The sequence below is a fragment of the Streptomyces globisporus C-1027 genome, from assembly GCF_000261345.2.
Lineage (GTDB): Bacteria > Actinomycetota > Actinomycetes > Streptomycetales > Streptomycetaceae > Streptomyces > Streptomyces pakalii.
Genome location: NZ_CP013738.1, coordinates 3,270,712 through 3,296,843, shown reverse-complemented (window position 1 = coordinate 3,296,843; position 26,132 = coordinate 3,270,712). Strand labels below are relative to the sequence as shown.

Here is a 26,132-nt window from a genome sequence, read left to right as displayed (position 1 = left end):
GCCCTCCTCCCGCTCCCCACCTCCCAGTGCGACCAATGGGGTTGATCACGTGTCGGAACAGCCTCACTTCGGGCGGCGACTCAAGCAGCTGCGGAGCGAGCGGGGCCTGTCCCAAGCCGCGCTCGCGGGCGAGGGCATGTCCACCGGCTATGTGTCCCGGCTGGAGTCCGGCGCACGGCAGCCCACCGCGCGCGCCGCGCAGCACCTGGCCTCCCGGCTGGGCATCGGCGTCGCCGCCTTCGAGGAGGAAAGCCCCGCCGACTCGCTGGCGCAGGCTCTGGCCATCGCCGCTTCGGCCACGTCCGACACGACGCTCGAAGCGCTGGAGCGCGTGCTGTACCCGGGCGAGGGGCAGGACCCCCTGCTGCGCTGGCAGGGCCTCTGGCTCGTCGCGCAGGGGAGGCGGCAGCACAGTGATCACGCCAGGGAGCGGGTCGTTCTGGAGGAACTCGTCGCGCTGGGTGACGAACTCGGTCTGCCGGCCCTGCGGGCCCGCGGCCTGACCCGGCTGGCGCGCTGCCTGCGTGCCGGCGGGGAGATCGTCCCCGCCGTCGAGATGGCCACGGCGGCCCACGCGCTGGCCCGGGACCACGATCTCCGACCAGGAACGCGGCGCTGACGCAGACCAGGGCCACCGTGTTGACGTACCGCGGTCCGCGCCGGTCGCTCAGCCGGCCCGCCGTGTACGAGAGCAGCGCCGCGGGCAGGCCGAACAGGCCGAACAGCCCCGCCCACGCCACCCCCCGGTCGAACGGCGGCCCGGCCAGGTGGAAGGCGAGCGTCGCCCAGAAGGCGCTGAAGGCGGCGAAGACGGTCGCGCCCAGGAAGGCCGAGAACCGCAGTCCGGGATGGGCGCGGACCAGCCGGGGCAGCGATCCGATCAGCTCCCGGTACGGCACGGAGCGGCCGTCGCGTGACGCGGGAAGCAGCCGCGGCAGGACGAACACGAGGCCGCCGGTGAGCGCCGCCGCGACCAGATAGGCGATGCGCCAGTCACCGCTGAGCCCGGCGACCGCACCGGAGAGGGTGCGCGAGAGCGTCGAGCCCAGGGTGATGCCGATGCCGATCGCCCCCACGGCGCGCCCGCTGTGGCCGGGCCCGGCCAGGGAGGCGGCCGTCTGCGGCAGCACGGTCGTGGTGGACAGGGCGAGCGTGGCCACGGTGAGGGTGGCCAGATTCGGTGCGGCGGCCGCGACCAGCAGTCCGGCCGTCGTCAGCAGCAGCAACGTGGTCGCGAGCCGCCGCAGCCGGGCCACGTCGGCGAGCGGCACCACCAGGGCGATGCCCAGTGCGTACCCGACCTGGGCGGCGGTGGCGATCAGGCTCGCGGCAGACCCGGAGACGTCCAGTCCCGACGCGACGGCGTCCAGCAGGGGCTGCGGGAAATAGATGTTGGAGACCGTGAGCGCGCCCGCGCCCGCGAACGCCAGCGCGGCGGGTCGCCCCAGGCCGGAACGGGACGGTGCGGCGGGCGGTGCTGCGGACGGTACGGCGGAGGTCATGGCCGGTCCTCCCCGGGGGCTGGCGCTGCGAATGACGCCTGAGATATTGCCAGTGACGTCAAATGCTTGGCAATGTTTTGCCAACCCCGTATCCCGGTCGAACCCGCCACGCGTCCGGTGCGCTGCGCCCGCCCGCCGCGAAGTCCCGGCGACTGCCTTGGCGCCGGGCCGCCGCCCGCATAGCGTCTCGCGTGTCAGTCAGCGTCAGAGCCGGCGTCAGAGCCGACGCGAGAGAGGCCGTCCGTGCCGCACACCCTCCCGTCCCCGGAACCCGAAGCAGCCGCATCGGCTGAGCTCGCCCGCCGCGCCGCGCGCGCCGAGACCTCCCTCACCGCGCCCGGCGCTCCTTTCGCGGTGGTGCTCGGCGAGCGGGGGACGCCGGAGTACGCCGACGGCCCCCGTACGCTCCGGGAGTTCGTCGAGACCACCTGGGCCTACGGGGAGGCCCCGTTCCTGATCGCGGGGGAACGGGCCTGCTCCTACGGCGAGTTCTTCGCCGCCGCCTCGGCGCTCGCGGTGCGCCTGCGGGAGGGGTACGGGCTGCGCCCCGGCGACCGTGCCGTGATCGCGTCGGGGAACCGTCCCGAGTGGCAGATCGCCTTCTGGGCCGCCCAGTTGGCCGGTCTCGTCGCCGTACCCCTGGACGCCGGGTGGGCCGAGGACGCGTTCACGTACGCGCTGGAGGACTGCGAGCCCGGGGTGCTGCTGGTGGACGGGGAGCGGCTGGGGCGGGTCGCCGGCTGGGCCCGGCGGACCGGGACGCGCGTCGTCCTCTTCCCCGGCTCCGGCGACGAGAGCGCTTCGGGGCCGCGTGTCGAGTTCCCCGGCGGGGATCAGGCGGCGGACGGCCTGTGTGTCGAGCGGTACGAGGATTTCCCCGCTCCCGACCCGCTGGCCGCGCCCCCCGACGTGGAGCCCCGGCCCGAGGACGACGCCACGATCCTCTACACCTCCGGCGCCACCGGCCGCCTCCGGGGCGCGGTCGCCACCCATCTCGCCCAGGCCGGTGCCGCGCTCAACGCCCGCTACCACGCGGCGGCCTCAGCACGGGCCCGCGGCGCCATCCCGGGGCTGGAGCCCGTCCCGGTCGCCCCGGTGGCGGTCCCGTTCTCCGATGCCGCCGCGTTCAGCGGCTTCTACGGTGCGATGGCGGCCGGTGGCGCCCTCGCCCTGAAGGACGACGCCGCCCCCGGGGCCGGGCCGGCCGGCTACGGCCTCGCCGAGACCTGCGGCGTCGTTCTCGCGCCGATCGGTGATATCCGCCGCGCCGAGTCCGGTGGCGCGGGCCGGCCCGCCCCGGTCACGGAGGTGCGGATCGCCGGGCCGTCGGGCGAGGAACTGCCCGACGGGGAGCCGGGGGAGCTGTGGCTGCGCGGCCAGTCGCTGTTCCGCGGCTACTGGCGCGACGCGGCGGCGACCGGGGCCGCCTTCGCTGACGGCGGCTGGTTCCGTTCGGGGGACCGTGCCGTACGCCGTGACGGGTGGGTCTTTGTCGTCGGCCGGCTCACGGGCGCGTGACCCGTACCCGGTAGTTGCCGTCGTCGTCCTCGTCCAGCACGGATATCCGTACGCCGTTGGCCCGATCGGTGAAGGTCTGGCCGGGCCGGAACGGGGCGTCGGACAGCTCCGCGTGCACGTTGGGGCGCTGGGTGCAGCCGCCGCTGTCCTCGGTGGCGTCGGCGACGGAGACCGGGCCCTGGCCGGTGTCCACGTCGGAGCTGACCTTGTAGATCAGCACCCCGGGCCGGCAGACCGCCTCGTCGTTGCCCGCCGCCGTGCGGACCTCCACGGCGTAGCCGGACTGGGCGCTCAGCGGGACGAAGGTGAGCTTGGTGCCGCCCTCGGTGGCCAGCGGGCCGAGCGTGTGCTCGCTGACGCCGGGCTGCGACGCGCAGCTGATCTGCTCGTTGTCGAGCCAGCCGAGCTTCCACTTGTGCCAGGCCAGGAAGTCGTTGTTGGCGCCCCAGTCCTCGGACATGATGTCCCAGTGCCCGACCGAGCCGCCGCCCTCCATCGTGTAGAGGTCGGGCAGCCCGAAGACATGGCCGTTCTCGTGCGGCAGGACGCGGTAGCCGGTCTCGGCGTACGACCCCGATCCGTCGTCCTGGCGGCTGTAGACGAACGAGGTGTTGGCGAGCGGCACGCCGTCCGCCTCCGGGGCCTCGTCGTTGCCGGAGAAGGTCACGGAGAGCACGGTGTCCAGCGCGGAGGGCCCGGCGTTCGGGCTGACCAGGATGTTGACCAGGTCGTACTCCGAGAAGTCGACCCGGGGGTCGGCGGCCGCGACGATGTCCTTCACCAGCTGGCGGTAGCCCGGCTCGAACGGTGAACCGCGCTCTATCCCGTACTCCGTGAACGCCATCGGCATCCGCAGCCAGTCCTTGACGGGGGCCTCGGGCCGGTAGACGAGCCGGCCGTAGGAACTGGTCCGGAACCAGTCGGAGGTCTGCGGGAAGAACTCCGCGAACCGGTCCGCCGCGGGCTCCGTCCCCTCCGCGTCCGGGAAGTCGATCATCAGGTTGAGCGCCCTGATCTCGCCGGTCGACCGGGCGTAGCCGGGCGGGGTCGGCAGGCCCTCGGACATCTGCACGCCCATGGTCGCGGAGATCCGGCACGGGGCGAGCGCGGAGTCCTGGGCGGTGGCCGCCGGGCCCGCCGAGGCGCGGCCGCCGGAGTGGAGGGTGGTGCTGGCCGAGGCCATGGCGGCTATGACCAGCGCGGTCGCTCCGGCCAGGGCGACCGGGCGGCGGTGTCTGCGTATCCGGTGGCGGGGCTGCTGCATAGAGGCGCCTTCGGGGTCCGCGGCAGTCGGCCGAGCCCTGACTGCGCTCTGGCGATCAGCCTCTGCCGGGTGGTCCGGGGCCGCTCGCTGGGTGCGCCGATCGGTGGGTTTCCGCCCCGGAGCGATGTGATGCAGGTCACATGGAGGATCGGAAATAACCGGGGAAGCTCTCCCCGTTTGCCTACGTGTCCCCGCTAAGCGGGGAAGCGGTCCCCGGTTACGGATGGGGTCCGACCGGCTACGCAGGGGAAGGGGAGGTGAGGGTCGCAGTGGAGACCGTCGCCAAGGGTGCCGCGCAGGCAGCCGTCACCGGCAACACCGCGCAGCCCGGCACGGGAAGTGCCACGCTGACAGGAACAGGAACAGGCACAGGCACAGGCACAGGCACCGACTCCGGCACCGACTCCGGAAGTGTCACCCGGACCGGCACCGGCAGCGTCACGCGCACCCGTACCGGACGTGTCGCGGAGGCCGCCGCCGGGAAGAGCGCCGCGCCCACGGCATCGTGCCGCGCCGCTCGTCCGCGGGCCGACGCGCTGCGCAACCGTGAGCGGATCGTCTCGGCCGCGCGCGAGCTGTTCGTCGAGTTCGGCCCCGACGTGGCGCTGGACGACGTCGCCCGCCGTGCGGGCGTCGGCAACGCCACGCTCTACCGGAACTTCCCCGACCGCGCCGCCCTCACCCATGAGGTCGTCCTCGCGGTCACCTCCCGTACCACTCTGAGGGCCGAGGAGGCCGTCACCGCGGAGTCCGACCCGTTCGCCGCGCTCAGCCGCTTCGTGCACGCGGCCGCCGACGAACGGATCGGCGCCCTGTGCCCGATGATCTCCGGCGTCTTCGACAAGGACCACCCTGATCTGCTCGCCGAGCGCGACCGCCTCGAAGAGACCGTCGCGGGGCTCGTGTCGCGCGCCCAGTCCGCGGGGCGGCTGCGTACCGACATCGCCGTCGGTGACGTACTCGTCGCCCTCTCCCAGCTCACCCGGCCGCTCCCCGGCATCGCCTGCCAGGGCATCGACCGGTTCACCCACCGTCATCTGCAGCTGTTCCTGGACGGCCTGGAGACCCCGGCCCGCTCCGAACTGCCCGGATCGGCGGCGACCTTGGAGGATCTGCGGCGCTCCTGACGGCCGCACCGACCTGAACCTTCCCGGACCCGCCGACTCCATCGGCCCCACCGTCCCGCCCCACCCGAACACCGGCCCGTACGTCCCTGTCACGCGCGGGCGGCCCACGTAACCGTCGCGCGTACGCCACAGCACGTACCGCCGACGCCCACTTCGCGACGCCTCGGCGCCCTCGCACGTCCTTAGGTGGCTACACGCATGTCAAAAACGGCCGATCTGTCCAGAACAGCCGACACCGCCCTTCCCGATCCGAGCCGCTGGAAAGCCCTCGCCTTCATCGCGCTCGCCCAGCTGATGGTCGTCCTCGACGCGACCATCGTGAACATCGCGCTGCCCTCCGCCCAGACCGACCTCGGCATCTCCGACGGCAACAAGCAGTGGGTCATCACCGCCTACGCCCTCGCCTTCGGCGGTCTCCTCCTCTTCGGCGGCCGGATCGCCGACCTCTGGGGCCGTAAGCGCACCTTCGTCGTCGGCCTGATCGGCTTCGCGCTGGCCTCCGCGCTCGGCGGGGCCGCCCAGAACGAGGCGATGATGTTCGGCTCCCGGGCCCTCCAGGGTGTCTTCGGCGCCCTGCTCGCCCCGGCCGCGCTCTCGCTGCTCGCCGTGATGTTCACCGACGCCAAGGAGCGCGCCAAGGCGTTCGGCATCTACGGGGCCATCGCCGGTGGCGGTGGCGCCGTCGGACTGATCCTCGGCGGCTTCCTCACCGAGTACCTGAACTGGCGCTGGACGTTCTTCGTCAACATCCCGTTCGCCGTTGTCGCCGCCGTGGGCGCGTACTTCGTGATCCGTGAGCCCTCCGGCACCCGCAACCGCGCACCGCTGGACATCCCCGGCGTCGTGCTCTCCACCCTCGGCCTGGTCGCCCTGGTCTACGGTTTCACCCGCGCCGAGTCGGCCGGCTGGTCGGACGCCCTGACCGTCTCGATGTTCATCGCCGCCGCCGTGCTGCTGCTGGCCTTCGTCGTGACCGAGGCGCGCGTGAAGTCGCCGCTGCTGCCGCTGCGCGTCCTCACCGAGCGCAACCGCGGCGGGGTCTACCTCTCGCTGGGCCTCGCCATCATCGCGATGTTCGGGCTGTTCCTCTTCCTGACCTACTACCTCCAGGTCGTGAAGGGCTACTCCCCGGTCAAGACCGGCTTCGCGTTCCTCCCGATGATCGCGGGCATGATCACCGGCTCCACCCAGATCGGCACCCGGCTGATGACCCGGGTCCCGCCGCGCCTGCTGATGGGCCCGGGCTTCCTGGTCGCCGCGGTCGGCATGCTGCTGCTGACCCAGCTGGACCTGAACACCAGCTACGCGGCCGTCATCCTGCCCGGCATGCTGCTGCTCGGCCTCGGTATGGGTACGGCGTTCATGCCGGCGATGTCCCTGGCCACGCACGGCATCGAGCCGCGTGACGCGGGTGTGGCCTCCGCGATGGTCAACACCTCGCAGCAGGTGGGCGGCGCCATCGGCACCGCGCTGCTGAACACCATCGCCGCGAGCGCCACCACCGCGTACGTCGCCGATCACGCGGCCCGCGCCACGGACCCGAAGCTCCTGGAGCTCCAGGCCATGGTCAGCGGTTTCGCCTCCGCGATCTGGTGGGCGGTCGGCATCCTCGTCGCCGCGGCCGCCATCGCGATCGCCCTCATCAACACCGGCCGCCCCGGAACGGGGTCGGGCGGCACGGAGAGCGCGTCCGAGGCGGGAGCCGAGGAGGAGTTCAGGATTCCGGTGGTCGCCCACTGACGACGGCCGTCGCCGGCAGTCCTTCGGCGACGAACCGGCCCTTGACGAGGACCGGCCCGTGATCTGCCCTGGTTCCGCTCAGCGGAGCCAGGGCAGATCCGCGTCCGTGCCCTCCGGTTCCAGGCCGGTGGCGAGCGTCCGCATGATCTCCCCGAGGCTTTTCACCTGCTCGTCCGTGAGCCGGTCGAACATCGCCTGCCGTACGGCCTCGACGTGGCCCGGCGCCGAGCGGCGCAGCATGCCGAGGCCGTCGTCGGTGAGCACCGCGTTCTGGCCGCGCTTGTCGGAGGGGCAGTCCTCACGGCGGACCCAGCCGTTCTTCTCCAGCCGGGCGATGGCGTGCGAGAGCCGGGAGCGGGTGATCTTCGCGTTCCGGGCCAGCTCCGTCATCCGCATCCGGCGGCGGGGTGCCTGCGAGAGCTGGACGAGTAGCCCGTAATAGGTGTGCGGCATACCGGCATCGCGCTGCAACTGGCGGTCGAAGTGATCCTCCAGCAGCGTGGTGGCATGCAGATAGGCGCGCCAGACGCGCTGCTCCTCGTCGGTGAGCCAACGCGGTGCGCTGGTGGATGCCGTGGTCATGGACTCCACTGTACGACCTTTTCTTGAAAGTTGAACTAGATAGAGCTAAGGTCTCCACAAGGTAGGACCTTGAAGTTTCAAGAATCCTTCCCGGGAGGTCCCCACGGGGGATCCGAGGGGCCTCCCGCGGAATTCCGTAGGACTCCTGCACAACGATCCCTCGGATGACCTCGGGGAACTACCGCTCTGACGAACTCGTGACCGGATCCGGTGACCCGGACGCCCCGCGCGGCGCCCGGCCGCCCGGGATCCGGCGCCCAGTGGATGGGGAGTGCCATGACAGCCACCGCGGAGCGCATGCCCGCCCTCTACCTCTCGCACGGCGCGCCGCCCCTGGCCGACGACCCCGTCTGGCCCGGCGAACTCGCCGCCTGGTCCGCGGGCCTGCCCCGCCCCCGCGCGATCCTGATGGTCTCCGCCCACTGGGAGGAGGCCCCGCTCGCCCTGGGGGCCACCGAGACGGTGCCGCTCGTGTACGACTTCTGGGGCTTTCCCGAGCACTACTACGGGGTGCGGTACGAGGCCCCCGGCGCGCCCGGTCTCGCCGACAGCGTCCGCAAACTGCTGCGCGGTGCCGGTACGCCGGTCCAGGACATCCCGGACCGGGGCCTGGACCACGGGGCGTACGTCCCGCTGGTGGAGATGTTCCCGGACGCCGACATCCCCGTACTCCAGATCTCCCTGCCGACCCTCGACCCGCAGAAGCTGATGGCCGTCGGGCGCAAGCTCGCGCCCCTGCGCGACGAGGGCGTGCTGATCGTCGGCAGCGGCTTCTTCACCCACAACCTGGCCGCCCTGCGCCACCAGGGCGGCGGGGTGCCCGGCTGGTCGGCGGAGTTCGACGACTGGGGGGACCGCGCGCTGCGGGCCCAGGACATCGACGCGCTGATCGACTTCGAGCACACGTCCCCGGCCGGAAAGCTCGCCCACCCGCGCACCGAGCACTTCGCGCCGCTGTTCGTGACGCTGGGCGCGGCCGAGGACGAGCTGGACCGGGGGCGGAGCGTGATCGACGGCTTCTGGATGGGGCTGGCGAAACGCTCGGTGCAGTTCGGCTGACCCCGTACGTGTCGGGGCCTGCGGCTGGAACACCCCGTACGTGTCGGGGCCTGCGGCTGGAACACCGGCCGGCTAGAACACCGGCGGGTTCAGCTCGATCGCGCGCCGGGCGGCGGAGAACGCGAGCGCGTCGCCCACGTCCAGGGCCGTGTCGGTGAACTTGATGGTGTGGTCGTCGCCGTGCTCCGCCGCCCGGGCGAACAGCTCCGAGGAGTCCGTCGCGCCGGTCGCCGACGCGGGGGCCGGGGCCGCTTCCCGGGGTGCGTAGGCGGCGGTGACCGCCGCGCTCGCCGCCCAGGAGGCCCGCAGGCTCGGCGCCCACAGCTCGCGGGGCAGGGCGGGCAGGGTGCGCAGGACCGCGTTGGGCGCGGTCGCCGCGTGGACCAGCATGATCGGCGCGCCGTGCGCGTGGGTCGCGTACCGGTGCGTCGAGGCCCGCACCAGCTCCCGGAGCGCGGACCGGGCCGCCTCGGCGGAGAGGGCCTCCCGGCCCTTCCCGGACCGGCCGGGGCCCTGGCCCGGCCCGTGCCCGTGAAGCGGCCCCGGCCAGTCCGGGAAGGCGGTCAGCTGCGCGAACCGCTCCCGGATGCCGCCGCTCTGCTCGGGCACCAGCGGCACCCGGTCCAGCGCCGTCGCCGCACTCGGGGCCGGGCCGAGCAGCGTCAGGGCGGGCAGCGGCTGGTGCCGGGCGGCCCAGTAGCCGAGGGCGTGGGCCAGCTCCCGGACCCGCGGGGCGGTCTCCTCGCCCGCCAGCAGGGTGCGTACGGAGTGGCCCACCCGGATCACCGGATGCGTGGCGCCCGCCGCGATGCCCGGCAGCAGCCGGGGCCACCACTCGGCGAGCACGTCGCGCCAGGGGCGCCCGGCCGTCTCCCGCTCGAAGTGCGCCGTCCAGTCGGCGATGCGGCGCGGGTCGCCCAGCGCCTCGTGCCAGTTCCGCGCGGTCACGGGGGAGCCGGTGCCGGCCGGCATCTCCTCCAGCTTCGGACCGTAGCGGTCCAGCCAGCGGTGCACGGCCGACGCCTGGCCGTGCCGCACCAGCGCCTCCACGGCCATCGGTGCGTGATTGCTGAGCCAGCCGTCGCGCTCCGGCCCCGAGAGGTGGATGCGCTCCAGTGCTTCGTCGAGGGTGCCCGTGGTGTCGTCCATGCCGGTCACGCTAGGCAGGCGCGGGCCGGAGCGGACGGGCCGCAGTCCCGGTCGGCCTCGGACCTGGGGCCCGGTACGACGGGTCGGCGGTTACCGGTCGGATCGGCCGACGGACCTAGGGCGTGTCCGCAATGTCGTTTGGTCGTTGGGCCGTTCGTGGTGCGTCGTCATGAAGTGACTGATCAAGCGTGGGAAGTGGTCGGGCCGTTGCTGGCTCCGCCTCGGATGGGTCGTCCGGTGCGGGACCGGCGGCAGGTCCTCAACGGGATCCTGTGGAAGCTGTCCACGGGGGCGGCCTGGCGGGATCTGCCGGATCGGTACGGGCCGTGGAAGACAGTCTACGAACGGTTCCGTCGCTGGTCGGCGGACGGGACGTGGGACCGGCTCCTGGCTCATGTCCAGCAGCACTCGGATGCGGTCGGGAAGGTCGACTGGTCGATCGTCTGCGTCGACTCGACGATCGTGCGGGCCCACCAGCACGCGGCCGGGGCCCGAAAAGGGGGCCCTGCACCGGCGAGGCACTGGGCCGGTCCCGCGGCGGGCTGAGCACGAAGATCCACCTCGCCTGCGACGGGCAGGGCCGACCGCTCGCCTTCACGATCACAGGCGGAAACGTCAACGACTGCACGCAGTTCGAGCCGGTCATGGCCCGCATCGCCATCAAGCGGGACGGGCCCGGCCGGCCCCGCACCCGGCCCGACCGGGTAGCCGGCGACAAGGGCTACTCCTCCCGAAAGATCCGGGCCTACCTGCGCAGACGCGGCATCGCCTGCACCATCCCCGAACGCACCGACCAGATCAGCGGCCGCCGACGACGCGGCGAGACCCCCTGCCGCCTCGACCGCACCGCCTACCGACGCCGCAACGTCGTCGAACGCTGCTTCAACAAGCTCAAGCAGAACAAAGCCCTCGCCACCCGCTACGACAAACGCGCCCGCCACTACCAAGCTCTCGTCACCATCGCCTGCCTACGACTCTGGCTCCCCGCGGACATTGCGGACACCCCCTAGGGCCGGCCGACGGGCGGGAGGGCCGGCTGACGGGCGGGAGGGCCGGCTGACGGGCGGGAGGGCCGGCTGACGGGCGGGAGGGCCGGCCTGTCCGGCCCTCCCGCCGCGGATGCACCTGAGCAACCCGAACGCCACCGCAGCCGTCTCTCGGGGTGGGAGCGAGGGAGTTCCGGGCGGGAGCAGGGCGCTTCGGGTGGACGCGCCGATTCCGGGTACCCGGCCGAAGAGTCGGCAAGGGGGCCGACCAGGGGCCGGAACCCCCTCCGTACCGGCTCTGACCTGCGCGTCCGATGGGATCCGGAAGCGATGGCCAGCGGTCGAAGCGGAACAGGGTACTGCATGATCACGAAAATGAATGTGCCGCATGGGAATTCTGTCCGGATTCCAGTCGTTGTTTCCATCGGATGCAGGGCACCCGGAAGGGTGTCGCGACCTACTCAGCAAGGGAGCACGCATGGCAACCCGTGCCGTCGCCCGTCGTAAGTCCACCGCCTCCGGTGAGACCGACCGGGCAAGCAGTGTTCGCGCCGTGGGCGGGGAGATCGCCGATCGCGACCTGGTCGGCATGTACCTGGACGAGATCGCCCGCACACCGCTGCTCGACGCCGCCAAGGAAGTCGACCTCTCCCAGACCATCGAGGCGGGCGTCTACGCCCAGCAGATCCTCGACGGCGAGGTCGAGAGCGATGCCGGTGACGCGAAGCGTGAGGAGCTGGAGGCGCTGGTCGCCGACGGCGAGCGCGCCAAGGACATATTCATCCGTTCCAACCTCCGGCTCGTCGTCGCCGTGGCCCGCCGCTATCCGCGCGCGGGGCTCCCTCTGCTCGACCTGATCCAGGAGGGCAACGCCGGCCTGGTGCGCGCGGTCGAGAAGTTCGACTACGCCAAGGGCTTCAAGTTCTCCACGTACGCGACCTGGTGGATCCGCCAGGCCATCACCCGGTCCATCGCCGACCAGTCCCGCACGATCCGGCTCCCCGTCCACCTGGTGGAGGAGCTCGGCCGGATCCGTCGGGTCCAGCGCGAGTTCAACCGCGAGCACGGGCGCGACCCGGAGCACGCGGAGATCGCCGCCGAGCTCGACTCCAACGCCGAGCGCGTCGGCAACGTCCTGGACTGGGCCCGCGACCCGGTCAGCCTCAACATGTCCGTGGACGACGACGGCGACACCCAGTTCGGCGACCTGCTGGAGGACACCTCCGCCGTCTCGCCCGAGCAGTCGGTGATGACCCTGCTCCGCAGCGAGGAGCTGGAGGACCTCATCGGCAAGCTCGACAACAGGACCGCCTCGATCATCAAGATGCGGTACGGCATCGAGGACGGGCGCGAGCGGACCCTGACCGAAGTGGGCAAGCAGCACGGCCTCACGCGGGAGCGGATCCGGCAGATAGAGAAGCACGCGCTGCTCGAATTGAAGCGAATGGCTCACGACACGGGCTTTGACGCTGCGGCGTGAGCCATTAACCCGTAATCTCCCCATCAAGCCGGTTCGCACCGGCCGACCGACCGGGTCATTCCGGTTACCCGACCGGTTTTTGACCGGTCCACGAGCTGAGCCCCGGCGCCCACCCCCCCCCCGGCGTCGGGGCTCATCCCTGTTCCGGGCCCGCCCCCGGACGTGGTTCCGTCCCGGCCCCGGCGGCGGCCCGGGTCAGCCGGGCGCCCAGACCCTCCAGGTACGCCACCAGCTGCGACGGCCCCGCCACCGAGAACTCGCAGTCCACCAGCGCCAGCCGCAGCGCCACCCACTCCAGCGAGTCGGTGCACGAGGCCCGCAGCCGGCAGCCGCCCTCCCCGTCCGGCTGTGGCGCCCCGAGGTGCGCGGGCAGGCGCGCCGTCACGAACTCCGCCGGCGCGCCGAACCACACGTCGAGGCGCAGCTCCGGCTGCATCCGCCGCATCGACCGGGCCAGGAACGTCGCCGCGTCGCCGCTGCCCGTACCGCCGTCTGTATCGCTCCCTGTGCCCTCGACGGGCAGGGGCCTCGGGGTGAACCGGGCCCCGGTGGCGTACGGCTCGCCGACCCGGTCCACCCGGAACGTCCGCCAGTCCTCCCGGGCGAGGTCGTACGCCACCAGATACCAGCGCTGCCCGGTGCTCACCAGCCGGTACGGCTCGACCTGCCGCTTCGTCCGGGTGCCGTCGCCGCTGCGGTACGCGAACCGCAGCCGTTCCCGCCCGGTGGCCGCGGACGCCAGCGTCGTCAGGGTCCGCGGGTCGATGGTGGAGCCGTCGCCCCGGGTCAGCGGCACCGTGGCGTTCTGGAGCGCGGAGACCCGGTGGCGCAGCCGGGAGGGGAGTACCTGTTCCAGCTTCGCCAGCGCCCGTACGGAGGCCTCGTCGACGCCCTCGATCGCGTGCCCCGCCCCGGCCCGCAGCCCCACCGCGATGGCCACTGCCTCCTCGTCGTCCAGCAGGAGGGGCGGCATGGCGGCGCCCGCGACCAGGCGATAGCCGCCGACCGAGCCGCGCGAGGCCTCGACCGGATAGCCCAGGTCGCGCAGCCGGTCGATATCGCGGCGGATCGTGCGCGGGCTGACGTCGAGCCGTTGGGCCAGTTCGCCGCCGGGCCACTCGCGCGGGGTCTGAAGGAGGGACAGCAACTTCAGCAGACGTGCCGGGGTATCGGACATGGCCTCAGGATGGCGGGCCATCAGGTCATGATCTGACCTAATGGCTGCATAGGTTTTTCCCATGCCTTCTTCCGCACCGCCGCCGCCCGCGGCCTCGCAGCTCGTACCGCCCACGTCGCCCGCGACGGTGAAGACGCCGGTCGTACCGGCCAAGACACCGGGTACACCCGCAGCCGCACCCGCACCCGTATCCGTCCCGGCCGACCGGCGTCGCTGGTTCGCGCTCGCCATCGTGATGACCGCGGCCTTCATGGACCTGGTCGACGTCACGATCGTCAACATCGCCATCCCCAGCATCACGCGCGAGACCGGAGCCTCCGTCTCCGCGATCCAGTGGATCACCGCCGGTTACGCGCTCGCCTTCGCGGCCGGGCTGATCACGGGCGGCCGGCTCGGCGACATCTACGGGCGCAAGCGGCTCTTCCTCATCGGCATCGGCGGCTTCACGCTCGCCTCGGCCCTGTGCGGCGTGGCGCCCGACCCCGAGATCCTGGTCGCCGCCCGCATTCTCCAGGGCGCGACGGCGGCCCTGATGGTGCCCCAGGTCCTCTCGATCGTGCACGCCACCTTCCCGGCCCACGAGCGCGGCAAGGTCTTCGGCCTCTTCGGCGCGGTCGTCGGACTCGGCGCCGTCTCCGGTCCGCTGCTGGGAGCCCTGCTCACCGAGTGGGACCTCTTCGGGCTCGGCTGGCGTCCGATCTTCCTGATCAACCTGCCCGTCGGCATCGCCGGACTGATCCTCGGCGCGAAGTTCATCAGCGAGTCCAAGGCCCCCGAGGCGGTCCGTCTCGACCTGCCCGGCGTCGCCCTGATCACCCTGGCGATGCTGATGCTCATCTATCCGCTCACCCGGGGACACGAGCTGGGCTGGCCGCTCTGGGGTCATCTCTCGATGGCGGGCAGTCTGTTCGTCTTCGCGGCGCTGGTGATCCACCAGCGGCGGAAGGCCCTGACCGACGGCTCGCCGCTGATCGAACTGTCCCTGTTCCGGGTGAAGAGCTTCGCCGCCGGCATCGCCGTGCAGCTGACCTTCGGCGTCGGCCTCGGCATCTTCTTCCTGGTCTGGACCCTCTACATGCAGACGGGCCTCGGCTGGAGCGTGCTGCGCGCCGGCGTGACGGGCGTCCCCTTCTCCGTCGCGGTCTCGGTGGCCGCCGGAATCTCCGTGCAGAAGCTCGTGCCCCGCTTCGGCCGCAAGGTCCTCCAGGCCGGTGCGCTCCTCATGATCACCGGGCTGCTGATCTACCTCTGGGAGAGCGAGCAGTACGGCATGGGCATCAGCTCCTGGCAGATGGCCGTCCCGCTGGTGGTCATGGGCGCGGGCATGGGTCTGATCGTGGCTCCGCTGACCGACATGGTGCTCTCCGAAGTGCCCAGGGAGCATGCAGGTTCGGCGTCCGGCCTGATCAACACCGTGCAGCAGATGGGGACGGCGCTCGGCCTCGGTCTGGTGTCCGTCGTCTTCTTCGGCGCGATCGGCGACCGGCTGCTCCCCGAAGCGGTCGGCCCGGCGTTCGTCGACGCGTTCCAGCAGTCGCTGTGGTGGGTGGCCGGGGTGCTCTCGGTGATCTTCCTGGTGATGTTCGCGCTGCCCGCCCGGCCGCGCGCCCACGGGGAGTCCGGCCCCAACTGACCGGCCCCGCAGCCCGAACTGACCCGCGCGGCAGGGGAATCGGGCCCGGATGCACCGGCCTCGGGGGCGGTGGGCCCGGAGGTACTGGCCTCGGGGAGGTGGGCCTCGGGGAGGCGGGCCCGAGGGCGGCGGCCCGGGGGTTCGGGTCAGCAGATCCGGGTGCGGCTCTCCATCGCCGCGCGGGCGGTGTGCTCGTCCTCGTACACCTCGCACATGTGGCGGCCGTCGGGCGTCGCCGTGTGCTCGACCTCCCACAGGCTCGTCTCGCTGCCGTCCAGCAGCAGGAACGCGTGCTCGTAGAGCGTGAATCCGGCGGGCCGGCCGTCGACGTCGCACTGCCGCCCGAAGACCTGGGTGATGTGGTGGGCGAAGGCGGCCCGGAGCAGCCGTGCCCTCTCCTCGCCCGGCCGGTCGGCGTTCTCCGCACGGCGCAGCACGCGGCGGGCGTGGTCCGCGGAATTGTCGGGGGCGTACGTCCGGGGGAACGGGGCCGGCGGGGCGGACATCAGGACCGTCAGCATCTCCAGGTCCCCCGGCGCCTCCTGCATCCCCTCGTCGCCGAAGGCCGGGGAGTCGGAGAAGCTCCCGGCCAGCCGGGACGCGGCGATACGGGCGTCGCCCTCGTCGTCGTACAGCTCGTGCCGACGCGGGCTCCGCACGTCCCGGCCGCCGCTGTGCACCAGCTCCCACAGGGTGAGGGCGGAGCCGTCGGCGAGGAGATACGTGTGACGGTAGGTCTCGCGGTGCAGCACGGAGCTGTGGTGCGACGAGTGCAGCGAACTGCTGTGGGCGAGCGCCGTGCCGAGGCGGTCGACCGTGCTGTCGGGAAGGTCGAAGGAGTTCAGGGCGCGTCGCAGGAGTCGGTCGAGGTGGTGCTCGGTTGTCTCGCACGGATCGCTCAAGGTGGTGTCTCCAGGCCGTCGCCGCGTGTTACTCGATGCGTGCTCAACGTAGTCCCTGGGCCTGACATCGTGACCGGGGTTGGGTGAAAACGTAAGGCGCACGCCGAAAGTTCCCCGCCCGTTCCCGGTGCATTTCGGACGGTTGGGAGGAACTCCCTTACGTGGGCGGTGAGTCGGCCACCCGCGCGCGCCCCCGGCTCACACCGCACGCCCCCTTCGCCTCGGTCTTACCGCGTCCCGCCTCCGTACAACTCCGTGTACGAGAGGAGCCTGCCGCCCGGCCCCTCGGTGCTCCGGGCCGCGCGCACCGCCTTCACGATGGCCCGCGCCAGGACGTCGGCGCCGGCCGCGAGGATCTCGTTGACGACGACCGGGTTTCCCGGCTCCACCGGCACCTGCCCGGTGGCCAGGGTGAACACGGTGTCCCCGTCCGTCAGCAGATGGACCGGGCGCACCGCGCGGGCCAGGCCGTCGTGCGCGGTGCCCGCCAGCTTCTGGGCCTGCGCCCGCGTCAGGTCCGCGTCCGTGGCGACGACCGCGATCGTCGTGTTGAACGGCGGGGCCCCGCCCCCGGCCGCCTCCGCCGCCTCCCGCTCCAGCGCGAGACGCCGCTCCGCCGCCGCGTGGACCTCGGCCGGGGGATGGACCGGCGGCTCCCCGGCCCCGTACTCCCCGAACAGCACCCCGGTCCGGGGGTCGACCACCGAGCCCGCCGCGTTCACCGCGACGACGGCGGCCACCGTGACCCCGGAGGCGAGGCGGACGCTCGCCGTGCCGATGCCGCCCTTGAGCTGCCCGGCCACCGCGCCGGTGCCCGCACCCACCGAGCCCTCGGCGACGGGCCCCCCGAGGCCCGTGGCAGCCGCGGCCTCCACCGCGGCGCGACCGGTCGACGCGTCGGGGCGGGCCCGCCAGTCGCCGCCCCGGCCGAGGTCGAAGAGGGCGGCGGCCGGAACGACCGGTACCACCTGGGTGGGTCCGGGGCCGACCCGGACGCCCCGGCCCTGCTCCTCCAGCCAGGCCATCACGCCGGACGCCGCGTCGAGCCCGAAGGCGCTCCCGCCCGTGAGGACGACCGCGTCGACCCGCTGCACCAGGTTGCGCGGATCCAGCGCGTCCGTCTCCCGCGTGCCCGGCCCGCCGCCCCGTACATCCACGGCTGCCACGGCCCCGCCCTCGGGCGCCAGGACGACGGTCGTGCCGCTCAGCGCACCCGCACCGGCGACCTCGGCATGGCCGACGCGGATACCGGCCACATCGGTCAGCGCGTCCAGCAGGGGCGGGAGTTCGGGGGCCTTGTCCTCGCGCGTCATCGTGCGGCTCCTCCGGTCGGCATCGGGGCCCGCCGAAGAGCACGGGCCGCTATGCCTCGAACGTACCGGCGAGCCGAAGGCGGTGCGCGAGACTCCGGAGGGCCGGTGCGCAAGGTCCCACCGGGGGCGGCCCGGCCGGGCAAGCCCCGGCCGGGCAAGCCCCGCCCGGGCAAGGCGGCCTGCGCGGCCCGGCCCGCGCGAGGGCGCCCCTGCAGCCCTGCCCCAGCCCCGCCCGCGCGAGGGCCCCCGCAGCCGCCCCAGCAGCCCCGTCCCGGCAAGGCGGCCCTTGCGACTGTCCGGGCGACCCGCTCACCCTCCCATCGCCCAAAACGGGTTCAATCTACCCAAACAGCCCTACGGTGGACGGGTGACCGAGCCCTCAGAAGCCACCGCAGCAGCCGAGCCCCCCGCCCCCGGCGACCCCGCGGCCACTCCTCCCGCGCCGACCGGCCCCCGGTCCGTCACCACCCGGGCCACGCTCGCCGGAGTGGCTGTCTCCGCCCTCCTGATCGTCGCGATCGTGCTCGGCAGCCGTATGCTCCGCAACTTCGACTCGGCCCTCCTCCCGTACGCCGTGGCCACCGTCTTCCTCGCCTTCGGCGTCGCCTACCGCTACACCGTCTGGATCTCCGCCCCCGGTGCCCGACGCCTCTTCAAGCAGGGCTGGCGCAGCCTCTTCTCGATGGAGAACTTCCGCAGGGCCCCCACCGCCCTGCCGAGGATGATCGCCACCTACCTCGGCTTCCAGAAGTTCCTCGGCGCCCGCTCCCACGCCCGCTGGGCCGCTCACCAGCTCATCTTCTGGGGCTGCGTCCTCGCCGCCCTGATCACCTTCCCGCTCACCTGGGGCTGGTTCACCTTCACCTCCGGCACCGGCTCGGGACCCGGTTACGAGATGCGGATCTGGGGCTTCAAGATCCTCGGCTTCGACTCCCTGAACCTGCTCGGCTGGCTGATGTTCCACGGCCTGGACATCGCCGCCGTCCTCGTCATCCCCGGCGCCTCGTACTTCCTGTGGCGCCGGATGAAGGACCGCGGCGCTATCACCGGCCAGCGCTTCGCCTACGACCTGGTGCCGCTGATCGCGCTCATCGTCATCTCCGTGACCGGCCTGCTGCTCACCTTCTCCTCGGTCTTCCTGCACGGCGGCGGCTACCAGTTCCTGGCGATCCTGCACATGGTGTCCGTCGTCTTCACCCTGATCTACATCCCGTTCGGCAAGTTCTTCCACATCGTCCAGCGCCCGGCCGCGGTCGGCATGCAGCTGTTCAAGTACACCGGCCGCAAGGACGACGAGGTGTTCGCCTGCCGCCGCTGCGAGGAACCCATCGACACCGGGCCCTACGTCGAGAACCTGCGCGGCACCATGCGCGACCTCCGCCTCGACTTCGACGCCTGGGCCGAATACTGCCCGCGCTGCAAGCGGGTGCTGCGCGGCAGCGCCTACCTTTCCCATGTGAAGAAGGGCTTCAAGTGACCGCGGATCCGCGAGCTGCTGCCGACCGCCGCACCTTCATCCCCCTGGACCCCTCCCTCGCGCCGCCGGGCACCCGCGCCTTCCGGGACGCGGGCGGTATCCCGGCCGACCAGTGGCACGCCGACCAGAACGGCGAGACGCTGGTGCCCACCCACTGCTGCTTCTGCGGCGTCCAGTGCGGGATGTATCTGCGCGTGGACCGGGGCGGCAAGGTCTTCGGCGTCGAACCCCGCAACCACGACATCAACCGGATGCGGCTCTGCCCCAAAGGCATCAACGCTTATCAGCAGGTCAACCACCCCGACCGGCTCACCGCCCCGCTAATGCGCCGCTCCCGCGACGAGGAGTTCCGGGAGGTCTCCTGGGAGGAGGCGCTCGACTTCACCGTCTCCGAGATCAAGCGCATCCAGCAGACGTACGGCAACGACGCCTTCGGGCTCCTCGGCGGGGCCAGCCTCTTCTCCGAGAAGACCTACCTGGTGGGCAAGTTCGCCCGGGTGGCGCTCAAGTCCCGGCATGTCGACTACAACGGCCGCCTCTGCATGGTCAGCGCCGCCGGCGCCAACAAGCTGGCCTTCGGCATCGACCGGGCCGGCAACCCCTTCTCCGACATCCTGCTCACCGACTGCCTGCTCATCGCGGGCTCCAACGTCGGCGAGTGCTTCCCCGTGATGACCCAGTACGTCTGGGGAGCCCGGGACCGCGGCGCCAGCCTCATCGTCGTCGACCCGCGCGAGACCGCCATCGCCCGGACCGCCGACATCCACGTCGCCCTCAAACCCGGCACCGACTCCGCCTTCTTCACCTCCGTCCTGAACGTCGTCATCGAGGAAGGACTCACCGACGAGAACTTCCTCGCCGACCACGCCACCGGCTGGGAGGAGCTCAAGGCCAAGGCCGCCGAATACCCACCCTCCCGTGCCGCAGCGATCTGCGGCATCCCCGCCGAGCAGATCGTCCAGGTCGCCCGGGCCTTCGCCCGCGCCCCCAAGGCCATGGCCTGGCACGCCCGAGGCATCGAACACCACTCGCAGGGCGTCGAGAACTGCCTCTCCGTGATCAACCTCTGCGCCGCCACCGGCCACATCGGCAAACCCGGCGCCGGCTACGGCACCATCACCGGCCAGGGCAATGGGCAGGGCGGCCGCGAGCACGGCCAGAAGTCCGACCTCCTCCCCGGCGGACGCTCCATCATGAACGAGGAGCACCGCCGTCAGATCTGCGAGATCTGGGGCATCGAGGAGTCCGAACTCCCGCCCGCCGGTACCTCCATGATGGAAATGGTCTGGCAGATGCAGCGCCGGGAGATCCGCGGCCTGATCGGCATCTGCAACAACCCCTTCGTCTCCCTGCCCAACTACCGGGTGGTCAAGGAGGGGTACGACACCACCGAGTTCCACGCCCAATTCGACTTCTTCCTCTCCGAGACCGCCGCCAACGCGCATGTCGTCTTCCCCGTCACCACCTGGGCCGAGGACGAAGGCGTGATGGCCAACGCGGAAGCCCGCGTGGTCAAGCACAACAAGGCCCAGGACCCGCCTCCAGGCGTCCGGACCGACACCTGGGTGATCTGCGAACTCGCCCGCCGCCTCGGCGCGGGCGACAAGTTCGACTTCCCCGACTCGCGGTCGGTCTTCGACGAGCTGCGCGTCGCCTCCGCCGGAACCGTCAACGACTACTACGGCATCACCTACGAACGGCTGGAGGAGACCGGCGGCATCGCCTGGCCCTGCCCCACCACCGACCACCCCGGCACCCCCCGCCTCTTCGAGGACGGGAAGACCTACCACCCCGACGGCAGGATCCACCTCCAGGTCGTCGAATGGCACCCGCCGATGGACCCGTACGACGACGAGCACCCCATGTCCCTCACCACCGGCCGCACCGTCGCCCACTTCCTCTCCGGCAACCAGACCCGCAGGCTCGGCGCCCTCGTCGAACAGACCCCGCGCCCCTGGGCCGAGATCCACCCCTCCCACGGCTTCCGCAACGGTGAACCCGTCCGCGTCGTCACCCGGCGCGGCAGCGAGGTCTTCCCCGCCCTGGTCACCGAGGCGATCCGCCCCGACACCGTGTTCGTCCCGTACCACTGGCCCGTCCCCACCGCGGCCAACGCCCTCACCATCGACGCCCTCGACCCCCGCTCCAAGATCCCCGAGTACAAGGTGTGCGCCTGCCGCATCGAGCACGCCGAGCGGATCGACGAGGTCCCCGCCCCGCCGGTCGCCCCCGGCCATGTCGCCTACCCGGAGACCCAGGTCTCCCGTACCGACCCGCTGCCTCCCACGGCCCCCCAGGGCCGTGGCACCTCGGAGAGGAGCTGAGGCCCATGATGGGCAGAACGATCTTCATCGACCCGGGGCGCTGCATCGGCTGCCAGGCCTGTGTCTCCGCCTGCCGTGAATGCGACTCGCACCGCGGCAAATCGATGATCCACCTCGACTACACCGACGAGGGCCAGTCCGTCGCCTCCCTCCCCACCGTCTGCATGCACTGCGAGGACCCGGTCGCCCCGTGCGCCGAGGTGTGTCCCGCCGACGCGATCCTGGTGACCGCGGACGGTGTGGTGCAGCAGGCCGACACCACCCGCTGCATCGGCTGCTCCAACTGCGTCAACGCCTGCCCCTTCGGCGTACCGAAGATCGACCTCCAGGCGAAGCTGCAGATGAAGTGCAACCTCTGCTACGACCGCACCGCCTACGGCCTCGCCCCCATGTGCGCCACCGTCTGCCCGACCGGAGCGCTCTTCTACGGCACCGTCGAGGAGCTCCAGGCGGAGCGCCCCGGCGTCCAGGTCGCCGACACCTTCGTCTTCGGCGAGACCGAGGTCCGCACCGGCGTGGCCATGGTCGTCCCCGCCGAACGGGTCCAGTGGCCGGTTCCCGGCGGTCTTCCGGTCGTCGAGATCAACGGGAAGGACGTCCGCCGATGAGCGTCACCGACCAGCAGCCGGCCGGCGAGCATCCCGCCGGGGGAGACCCGCGCGAGGCGCTTCAGGACCGGATCGCCGCCGACTCCCTCACCACCCGGCGGGACTACCTCCGGATCGTCACCACCGTCTCGGGCGGTCTCGCCGTCGGCGGTATCGGGGTGGCCGCGGGCATCCTCCACCGCCACGGCGACCGCGAGCAGGGCAGGGCCCCCGAGCCCAAGCGCATCGCCGGCGGGCTCCCGCCCGGCGAATCGATCGCCTTCCGCTACCCGGGCGAGGAGGACCGGGCCGTCGCCGTCCGCCTCGACGACGGCACCCTCGTCGGCTACTCCGCCGTCTGCACCCACCTCGCCTGCGCCGTGCTCTGGCGCAAGGACCGGGGCACCGAGGGCGAGCTGTACTGCCCGTGCCACGAGGGAGTCTTCGACGCCCGGTCCGGCGAGGTCACCGCGGGCCCGCCACCGCGCGGCCTGCCCAAGGTCGTGGTCGTCGAGCAGGACGACGGCAGCGTCTGGGCCGTGGGGACCACCCGGTCCGGCGAGAGCATCGAGGAGGGCCTCTGCCGTCAGCTCGGCGGGGAGCGCCCCGAGCTGGCCGCCCGTATCGGCTGCCCGGGCGCCGGCGGCGGAGCCGAGGCCCCGCCCCGGGCCGCCGGGACACGAGCCCGGAACCGGACCACCGGTGAACGGCCCGCACCCCGGGCCGACGGCGCCAGGGATGCCGGCAGCCGCGTCACCGGCCCCGGGCGCGGAGCCGGCGCGGCGCCCGCCACCGCCGAGGACCCGGGCGGGCGGGCATGAGCGACACCCCGCACCCCGAGCAGCCGCTGCCGCCCCCGGGCACCCACTACCCGACCTACCACCCCGGCAGCGCCGACCCCGAGCTGAACCGGCCCGTCCACGAGCGGTATCCGCAGATCCGCCCCACCAGCGGATACGGGGACCCCCGGGTCCGGCACACCGGCCCCGGACCCGGAGCGGGCACCGACCAGGACCCCGAGCGCTCCTCGAAGCTGACCGCCCGCCTCGCCCTGGCCATGTCCGTCGTCATCGGCCAGCTCTGGGGGCTGACGATCCTGGTCGACGAGTGGATGGAGGGCAACACCGGCACGGCCTGGTGGGGGGCCGGTTTCCTCTGCCTGTCGTTCCTCGTCGTGCTCGGCCTGTGGCTCGTCGACCCGAAGGACCGCTGACGCCCGCCGCCCGCCCCCACGGCGGCTCACCCCCCGTGGTGAGCCGCCGTACCCTGGAGACATGAGCGCCGCCCCCGCCCCCAGCCCGCGTGATGCGAAGAAGCAGCAGCCCCAGGAGCAGCCGCCCCGGGAACCGAAGCCCAAGCCGGTTCTGATCTTCGACGATCCGCTGGACCGGCAGTCCGCGGACGATACGGACCAGGGGTGGGGCGAGCGGCCTCCGGCCGGCGGCACCGCCGCGGACCTCGCGCGCTTCCTGGACGAGAAGCCGCCCCACCACATCTGAGCGAAGCCGCCCCGCCGCATCTGACCGGCCGCCCGGAGGGCTACCGGTCCTCGCGCGGGCCGACGGCGGCCCCGCCGGCTCCGCCCGGGCCGTCGCCCGAGTCCGGTCCGGGCGCGCCACCGGTGCGCTGGGCGACCAGTTCGTCGCGGATCTCCTTCAGCACCTCCAGCTCGCTCACCTCGATCGTCTCCTGCACACCTTCCTTGGCGGCCTGCATCGCCGCCCGCCTGGCCAGGTACTTGGCCATCGGCAGCACCATCAGGAAGTACACGACGGCGGCGGTGATCAGGAAGCTGAGGGTGGCGCTGAGCACCGAGCCCCACAGGATCTCGATCCCGTCCACCTGCCCGGTCTTCGGGTCCGTGGTGCACGGACTCTTGAGGCAGGAGCTGTAGTTGTCCAGGTCCTGCGTGCCGAACGCGCCGACCAGGGGGTTGATGATGCCCTTGACGACCGCGTTCACGATGTTGGTGAAGGCGGCACCGATGACGACAGCCACCGCGAGGTCGATCACATTGCCGCGCATCAGGAAGGCCTTGAAGCCCTCCAGCAGACTGACCTTCTTCTCGCTCACGGGTGAGCCTTTCTTCGCATGGACGGTGAGGGGAGCACACTGCCCCACCACCCAAGGCGGGAGAAGGCGGGACTGTCCAATCCGCTGATTCCCCCAGGTGCGGTGACGAGACGTCAGTGCGCATCGGACACCGCCACGGCCAGCCGCCCCGAAGCGCCCGCACCGAGCAGCGTCGTGGCCGTCGGCCGCTCCACGGACAACACCACCAGTGCCCCGGCCCCCGTGGAGGCGGGAGGCACCTTCGCCACCCGCGCTCCTCGGGCCACCACGCGCGCGTCCCCGCCGCCCGCATCGCCCACCGCGATCACATCGACCCGGTCTCCCGGCCGCAGCAGCCGGACGGTCTCCGGGTCCGCGATCCGGACCGGCGCGGAGACCAGCCGCACCGGCGACCGGACCGCCCCCGGCGGATCGTCCGGCGGGCCGGCCCCTCCGTCGGCGCTGCTCAGGCCCGTGGTGGCCAGCGCCGCGCCCGCCAGCGCGAGCCCTGCGGCCGCCGCTCGCCGTTGGCGGCGCAGCATCCGCCGCAGCCGGTCCGCGCCACCGCCCCGCACCCGCAGAGGACCGAACGGCCCCACCCCGCACGGGGCGGGCACCGGGGCAGGACAGGAGGGGGGAGAGGAAGAAGTGGACATGGCACCACCCGGGATCAGTGCGGACGAGCGCAAGGAAATGCGCAAGGAAATGCGCAAGGGAAAGGCGAGTCCGGACCGGTGTCGCCCGGCCGGACTCCCCTCACTTTCCCCCGTCCGAGCAGATCCCGCCGAGGCCTGTGGACAGTCCCCGAACTGTGGACAACTCCGTCACCCGATCGGTGAGTTCCGCCCTGCCCTAGCGGCTGCCGTACCCGCTACGGCAGCGTGATCCCCGTGTCGATCCCGTCCAGCGCGTGGGCGCACGTGCAGTTGCGGCTCTCGCTCTTCGGCAGCCCCGCCACCGCGTCGAACAGCACCGAGCGCAGCCGGTCCACATTGGCCGCGAACACCTGGAGCACCTCCTCGTGCGAGACGCCCTCGCCGGCCTCGGCCCCCGCGTCCAGGTCGGTCACCAGGGTCATCGTGGTGTAGCAGAGCCCCAGCTCCCGGGCGAGGACCGCCTCGGGGTGCCCGGTCATGCCCACGACGGACCAGCCCATCGCCGCGTGCCAGCGTGACTCCGCGCGGGTCGAGAACCGGGGGCCCTCGACCACCACCAGGGTGCCGCCGTCCACCGGCTCCCAGTCCCGGCCGTGGGCCGCCGCGAGCGCCGCCTTGCGGCCCTCGGGGCAGTACGGGTCGGCGAAGCCCAGGTGGACGACGTTCGGCACGGCCCCGTCGGCCCGGGTCTCACCGTCGTAATAGGTCTGCACGCGGGCCTTCGTGCGGTCCACCAGCTGGTCGGGGACGAGCAGGGTGCCCGGCCCGAACTCCGGCCGCAGCCCGCCCACCGCGCACGGCCCGAGCACCTGCCGGACCCCGACGGAGCGCAGCGCCCACAGGTTGGCCCGGTAGTTGATGCGGTGCGGCGGCAGGTGGTGGCCGCGTCCGTGGCGGGGCAGGAAGGCCACCCGGCGGCCGCCGAGCTCGCCGAGGAAGACCGAGTCGCTCGGCTTGCCGTAGGGGGTGTCCACGGCGACCTCGGTGACGTCCTCCAGGAAGGAGTAGAAGCCCGAGCCGCCGATGACACCGATCTCCGCGGACCCCTCGGCCCCCGCCGTACCCGTACCGGAGTTCGTTTCCGTAAGTGCGTTCACCATGCGGTCACCGTATCCGCAGGGGTGCCGTCCGGGGGAAACACCCGGACCCCGCCGAGCGGTCTCGGCGGGGTCCGGTGAAAGGCGGGTGGTGCGGGCGTACGTGGGCTCAGGCGGCCGACGTACCGCTCGACGAGGCCGACGCGGGGGCCGACGACGAGGAGGAGGCGGGCGACGAGGCGCTCGACTTCGTGTCCGAGCCCGTCGACGACGAGGACGAACCCGAGTCGGACGACTTCGAGCCCGTCGACGCCGGCGTGCTGCTCGACGAGGAGCCGCGGCTGTCGTTCCGGTAGAAGCCGGAACCCTTGAAGACGATGCCGACCGCGGAGAACACCTTCTTGAGGCGTCCGTCGCAGCTCGGGCACACGGTCAGGGCATCATCGGTGAACTTCTGCACCGCCTCGAGGCCCTCGCCGCACTCGGTGCACTGGTACTGATAGGTCGGCACTTGCTCCTCCTGGCACTCTCACTCAGTGAGTGCTAACGACGCTCCATACTGACGTA

23 protein-coding genes and 2 pseudogenes are annotated in these 26,132 nt (G+C 72.3%); 14 read left to right on the top strand and 11 right to left on the bottom strand.

Annotation, left to right across the window (positions count from 1 at the left end):
- Nucleotides 1-49: 49 nt before the first annotated feature.
- Nucleotides 50-619 carry a helix-turn-helix domain-containing protein gene (locus tag WQO_RS35035; protein WP_010064557.1) on the top strand — a complete coding sequence of 190 codons (570 nt, stop codon included), beginning with the start codon at nt 50-52 and terminating at the stop codon, nt 617-619.
- A 43-nt stretch (nt 620-662) separates the two neighbouring features.
- On the opposite strand, the pseudogene WQO_RS35030 reads toward WQO_RS35035, so the two are convergent.
- Nucleotides 663-1,502: pseudogene (locus WQO_RS35030) on the bottom strand (MFS transporter); the annotation flags it as partial.
- A gap of 243 nt (nt 1,503-1,745) precedes the next feature.
- On the opposite strand from WQO_RS35030, the gene WQO_RS14150 reads away from it, so the two are divergent.
- Entirely contained in the window at nt 1,746-3,020 is a 1,275-nt protein-coding gene (locus tag WQO_RS14150) for a class I adenylate-forming enzyme family protein (protein WP_010064554.1), read from the top strand.
- Here the strand turns inward: WQO_RS14150 and WQO_RS14145 are convergent.
- Nucleotides 3,007-4,284, bottom strand: a complete 1,278-nt coding sequence (locus tag WQO_RS14145; protein ID WP_010064553.1) for a M6 family metalloprotease domain-containing protein — start codon at nt 4,282-4,284, stop codon at nt 3,007-3,009. The genes WQO_RS14150 and WQO_RS14145 overlap by 14 nt on opposite strands.
- Nucleotides 4,285-4,541: 257 nt before the next feature.
- Here WQO_RS14145 and WQO_RS14140 point away from each other — a divergent pair, with 257 nt between their 5' ends.
- Nucleotides 4,542-5,411 (top strand): TetR/AcrR family transcriptional regulator, encoded by an 870-nt coding sequence (locus WQO_RS14140; protein ID WP_418082108.1) that lies wholly within the window; start codon nt 4,542-4,544, stop codon nt 5,409-5,411.
- A gap of 198 nt (nt 5,412-5,609) precedes the next feature.
- Nucleotides 5,610-7,151: an MFS transporter gene (locus WQO_RS14135; protein ID WP_010064551.1), complete on the top strand. Its 1,542-nt coding sequence runs from the start codon at nt 5,610-5,612 to the stop codon at nt 7,149-7,151.
- A 78-nt stretch (nt 7,152-7,229) separates the two neighbouring features.
- On the opposite strand, the gene WQO_RS14130 is transcribed toward WQO_RS14135, so the two are convergent.
- Complete coding sequence (locus WQO_RS14130) at nt 7,230-7,742, bottom strand: MarR family winged helix-turn-helix transcriptional regulator (RefSeq protein WP_010064550.1); 513 nt, start codon at nt 7,740-7,742, stop codon at nt 7,230-7,232.
- Between the two features lie 267 nt (nt 7,743-8,009).
- Between WQO_RS14130 and WQO_RS14125 the strand changes: the two genes are divergently transcribed.
- Nucleotides 8,010-8,792: a dioxygenase family protein gene (locus WQO_RS14125; RefSeq protein WP_010064549.1), complete on the top strand. Its 783-nt coding sequence runs from the start codon at nt 8,010-8,012 to the stop codon at nt 8,790-8,792.
- 72 nt (nt 8,793-8,864) lie between these two features.
- Here the strand turns inward: WQO_RS14125 and WQO_RS14120 are convergent, their stop codons facing one another.
- Entirely contained in the window at nt 8,865-9,941 is a 1,077-nt protein-coding gene (locus WQO_RS14120; RefSeq protein ID WP_010064548.1) for a questin oxidase family protein, read from the bottom strand.
- Nucleotides 9,942-10,100: 159 nt separating this feature from the next.
- Here WQO_RS14120 and WQO_RS35025 point away from each other — a divergent pair.
- Both WQO_RS35025 and WQO_RS14105 read left to right on the top strand, forming a co-directional pair.
- Nucleotides 10,101-10,951, top strand: a pseudogene (locus WQO_RS35025) (IS5 family transposase).
- Between the two features lie 454 nt (nt 10,952-11,405).
- On the top strand, nt 11,406-12,407 hold the full coding sequence (locus WQO_RS14105; RefSeq protein WP_006125304.1) for a sigma-70 family RNA polymerase sigma factor: 1,002 nt from the start codon (nt 11,406-11,408) through the stop codon (nt 12,405-12,407).
- Between the two features lie 133 nt (nt 12,408-12,540).
- Here the strand turns inward: WQO_RS14105 and WQO_RS14100 are convergent, their stop codons facing one another.
- Nucleotides 12,541-13,584: a helix-turn-helix transcriptional regulator gene (locus WQO_RS14100; protein WP_010059610.1), complete on the bottom strand. Its 1,044-nt coding sequence runs from the start codon at nt 13,582-13,584 to the stop codon at nt 12,541-12,543.
- 61 nt (nt 13,585-13,645) lie between these two features.
- Here WQO_RS14100 and WQO_RS14095 point away from each other — a divergent pair, with 61 nt between their 5' ends.
- Nucleotides 13,646-15,217 carry an MFS transporter gene (locus WQO_RS14095; RefSeq protein ID WP_029182196.1) on the top strand — a complete coding sequence of 524 codons (1,572 nt, stop codon included), beginning with the start codon at nt 13,646-13,648 and terminating at the stop codon, nt 15,215-15,217.
- A gap of 146 nt (nt 15,218-15,363) precedes the next feature.
- Here the strand turns inward: WQO_RS14095 and WQO_RS14090 are convergent, their stop codons facing one another.
- Both WQO_RS14090 and WQO_RS14085 read right to left on the bottom strand, forming a co-directional pair.
- Complete coding sequence (locus tag WQO_RS14090; RefSeq protein WP_010059612.1) at nt 15,364-16,119, bottom strand: DUF6227 family protein; 756 nt, start codon at nt 16,117-16,119, stop codon at nt 15,364-15,366.
- A 227-nt stretch (nt 16,120-16,346) separates the two neighbouring features.
- On the bottom strand, nt 16,347-17,432 hold the full coding sequence (locus WQO_RS14085; protein WP_010059613.1) for a P1 family peptidase: 1,086 nt from the start codon (nt 17,430-17,432) through the stop codon (nt 16,347-16,349).
- 367 nt (nt 17,433-17,799) lie between these two features.
- On the opposite strand from WQO_RS14085, the gene WQO_RS14080 reads away from it, so the two are divergent.
- From WQO_RS14080 to WQO_RS14055, 6 genes are all read left to right on the top strand, one after another.
- A complete protein-coding gene (locus tag WQO_RS14080) occupies nt 17,800-18,909 on the top strand; it encodes a hypothetical protein (RefSeq protein ID WP_010059616.1) in 1,110 nt (369 codons plus the stop codon).
- Entirely contained in the window at nt 18,906-21,233 is a 2,328-nt protein-coding gene (locus WQO_RS14075) for a molybdopterin oxidoreductase family protein (RefSeq protein ID WP_010059618.1), read from the top strand. The genes WQO_RS14080 and WQO_RS14075 overlap by 4 nt, the downstream gene beginning before the upstream one ends.
- A 5-nt stretch (nt 21,234-21,238) precedes the next feature.
- Nucleotides 21,239-21,841: a 4Fe-4S dicluster domain-containing protein gene (locus WQO_RS14070; RefSeq protein WP_010059620.1), complete on the top strand. Its 603-nt coding sequence runs from the start codon at nt 21,239-21,241 to the stop codon at nt 21,839-21,841.
- Nucleotides 21,838-22,641 carry a QcrA and Rieske domain-containing protein gene (locus WQO_RS14065; RefSeq protein ID WP_010059622.1) on the top strand — a complete coding sequence of 268 codons (804 nt, stop codon included), beginning with the start codon at nt 21,838-21,840 and terminating at the stop codon, nt 22,639-22,641. Before WQO_RS14070 ends, WQO_RS14065 begins: the two co-directional genes overlap by 4 nt.
- Nucleotides 22,638-23,033, top strand: a complete 396-nt coding sequence (locus WQO_RS14060; RefSeq protein WP_010059624.1) for a hypothetical protein — start codon at nt 22,638-22,640, stop codon at nt 23,031-23,033. The genes WQO_RS14065 and WQO_RS14060 overlap by 4 nt, the downstream gene beginning before the upstream one ends.
- A gap of 61 nt (nt 23,034-23,094) precedes the next feature.
- The gene (locus tag WQO_RS14055) at nt 23,095-23,319 is read left to right on the top strand and encodes a hypothetical protein (protein ID WP_010059626.1); all 225 of its coding nucleotides are present in this window, start codon (nt 23,095-23,097) and stop codon (nt 23,317-23,319) included.
- Between the two features lie 40 nt (nt 23,320-23,359).
- Here the strand turns inward: WQO_RS14055 and mscL are convergent, their stop codons facing one another.
- The 4 genes from mscL to WQO_RS35020 form a co-directional block, all read right to left on the bottom strand.
- Nucleotides 23,360-23,893, bottom strand: a complete 534-nt coding sequence (gene mscL, locus WQO_RS14050; RefSeq protein WP_010059627.1) for a large conductance mechanosensitive channel protein MscL — start codon at nt 23,891-23,893, stop codon at nt 23,360-23,362.
- 113 nt (nt 23,894-24,006) lie between these two features.
- The gene (locus tag WQO_RS14045; RefSeq protein WP_063897877.1) at nt 24,007-24,528 is read right to left on the bottom strand and encodes a hypothetical protein; all 522 of its coding nucleotides are present in this window, start codon (nt 24,526-24,528) and stop codon (nt 24,007-24,009) included.
- Between the two features lie 215 nt (nt 24,529-24,743).
- Nucleotides 24,744-25,628, bottom strand: coding sequence for an S-methyl-5'-thioadenosine phosphorylase (locus WQO_RS14040; protein ID WP_010059629.1), 885 nt, complete (start codon nt 25,626-25,628; stop codon nt 24,744-24,746).
- A 106-nt stretch (nt 25,629-25,734) separates the two neighbouring features.
- Nucleotides 25,735-26,076, bottom strand: a complete 342-nt coding sequence (locus tag WQO_RS35020) for an FmdB family zinc ribbon protein (RefSeq protein WP_010059630.1) — start codon at nt 26,074-26,076, stop codon at nt 25,735-25,737.
- Between the last annotated feature and the right edge of the window lie 56 nt (nt 26,077-26,132).

Excerpts from the sequence above, each read along its gene's own strand:
- WQO_RS14145 (WP_010064553.1), bottom strand. The coding sequence starts at position 4,284 with ATGCAGCAGCCCCGCCACCGGATACGCAGACACCGCCGCCCGGTCGCC.
- WQO_RS14135 (WP_010064551.1), top strand. The coding sequence starts at position 5,610 with ATGTCAAAAACGGCCGATCTGTCCAGAACAGCCGACACCGCCCTTCCC.
- WQO_RS14125 (WP_010064549.1), top strand. The coding sequence starts at position 8,010 with ATGACAGCCACCGCGGAGCGCATGCCCGCCCTCTACCTCTCGCACGGC.
- WQO_RS14120 (WP_010064548.1), bottom strand. The coding sequence starts at position 9,941 with ATGGACGACACCACGGGCACCCTCGACGAAGCACTGGAGCGCATCCAC.
- WQO_RS14105 (WP_006125304.1), top strand. The coding sequence starts at position 11,406 with ATGGCAACCCGTGCCGTCGCCCGTCGTAAGTCCACCGCCTCCGGTGAG.
- WQO_RS14100 (WP_010059610.1), bottom strand. The coding sequence starts at position 13,584 with ATGTCCGATACCCCGGCACGTCTGCTGAAGTTGCTGTCCCTCCTTCAG.
- WQO_RS14095 (WP_029182196.1), top strand. The coding sequence starts at position 13,646 with ATGCCTTCTTCCGCACCGCCGCCGCCCGCGGCCTCGCAGCTCGTACCG.
- WQO_RS14085 (WP_010059613.1), bottom strand. The coding sequence starts at position 17,432 with ATGACGCGCGAGGACAAGGCCCCCGAACTCCCGCCCCTGCTGGACGCG.
- WQO_RS14070 (WP_010059620.1), top strand. The coding sequence starts at position 21,239 with ATGATGGGCAGAACGATCTTCATCGACCCGGGGCGCTGCATCGGCTGC.
- WQO_RS14065 (WP_010059622.1), top strand. The coding sequence starts at position 21,838 with ATGAGCGTCACCGACCAGCAGCCGGCCGGCGAGCATCCCGCCGGGGGA.
- WQO_RS14060 (WP_010059624.1), top strand. The coding sequence starts at position 22,638 with ATGAGCGACACCCCGCACCCCGAGCAGCCGCTGCCGCCCCCGGGCACC.
- WQO_RS14055 (WP_010059626.1), top strand. The coding sequence starts at position 23,095 with ATGAGCGCCGCCCCCGCCCCCAGCCCGCGTGATGCGAAGAAGCAGCAG.
- WQO_RS14045 (WP_063897877.1), bottom strand. The coding sequence starts at position 24,528 with ATGTCCACTTCTTCCTCTCCCCCCTCCTGTCCTGCCCCGGTGCCCGCC.
- WQO_RS14040 (WP_010059629.1), bottom strand. The coding sequence starts at position 25,628 with ATGGTGAACGCACTTACGGAAACGAACTCCGGTACGGGTACGGCGGGG.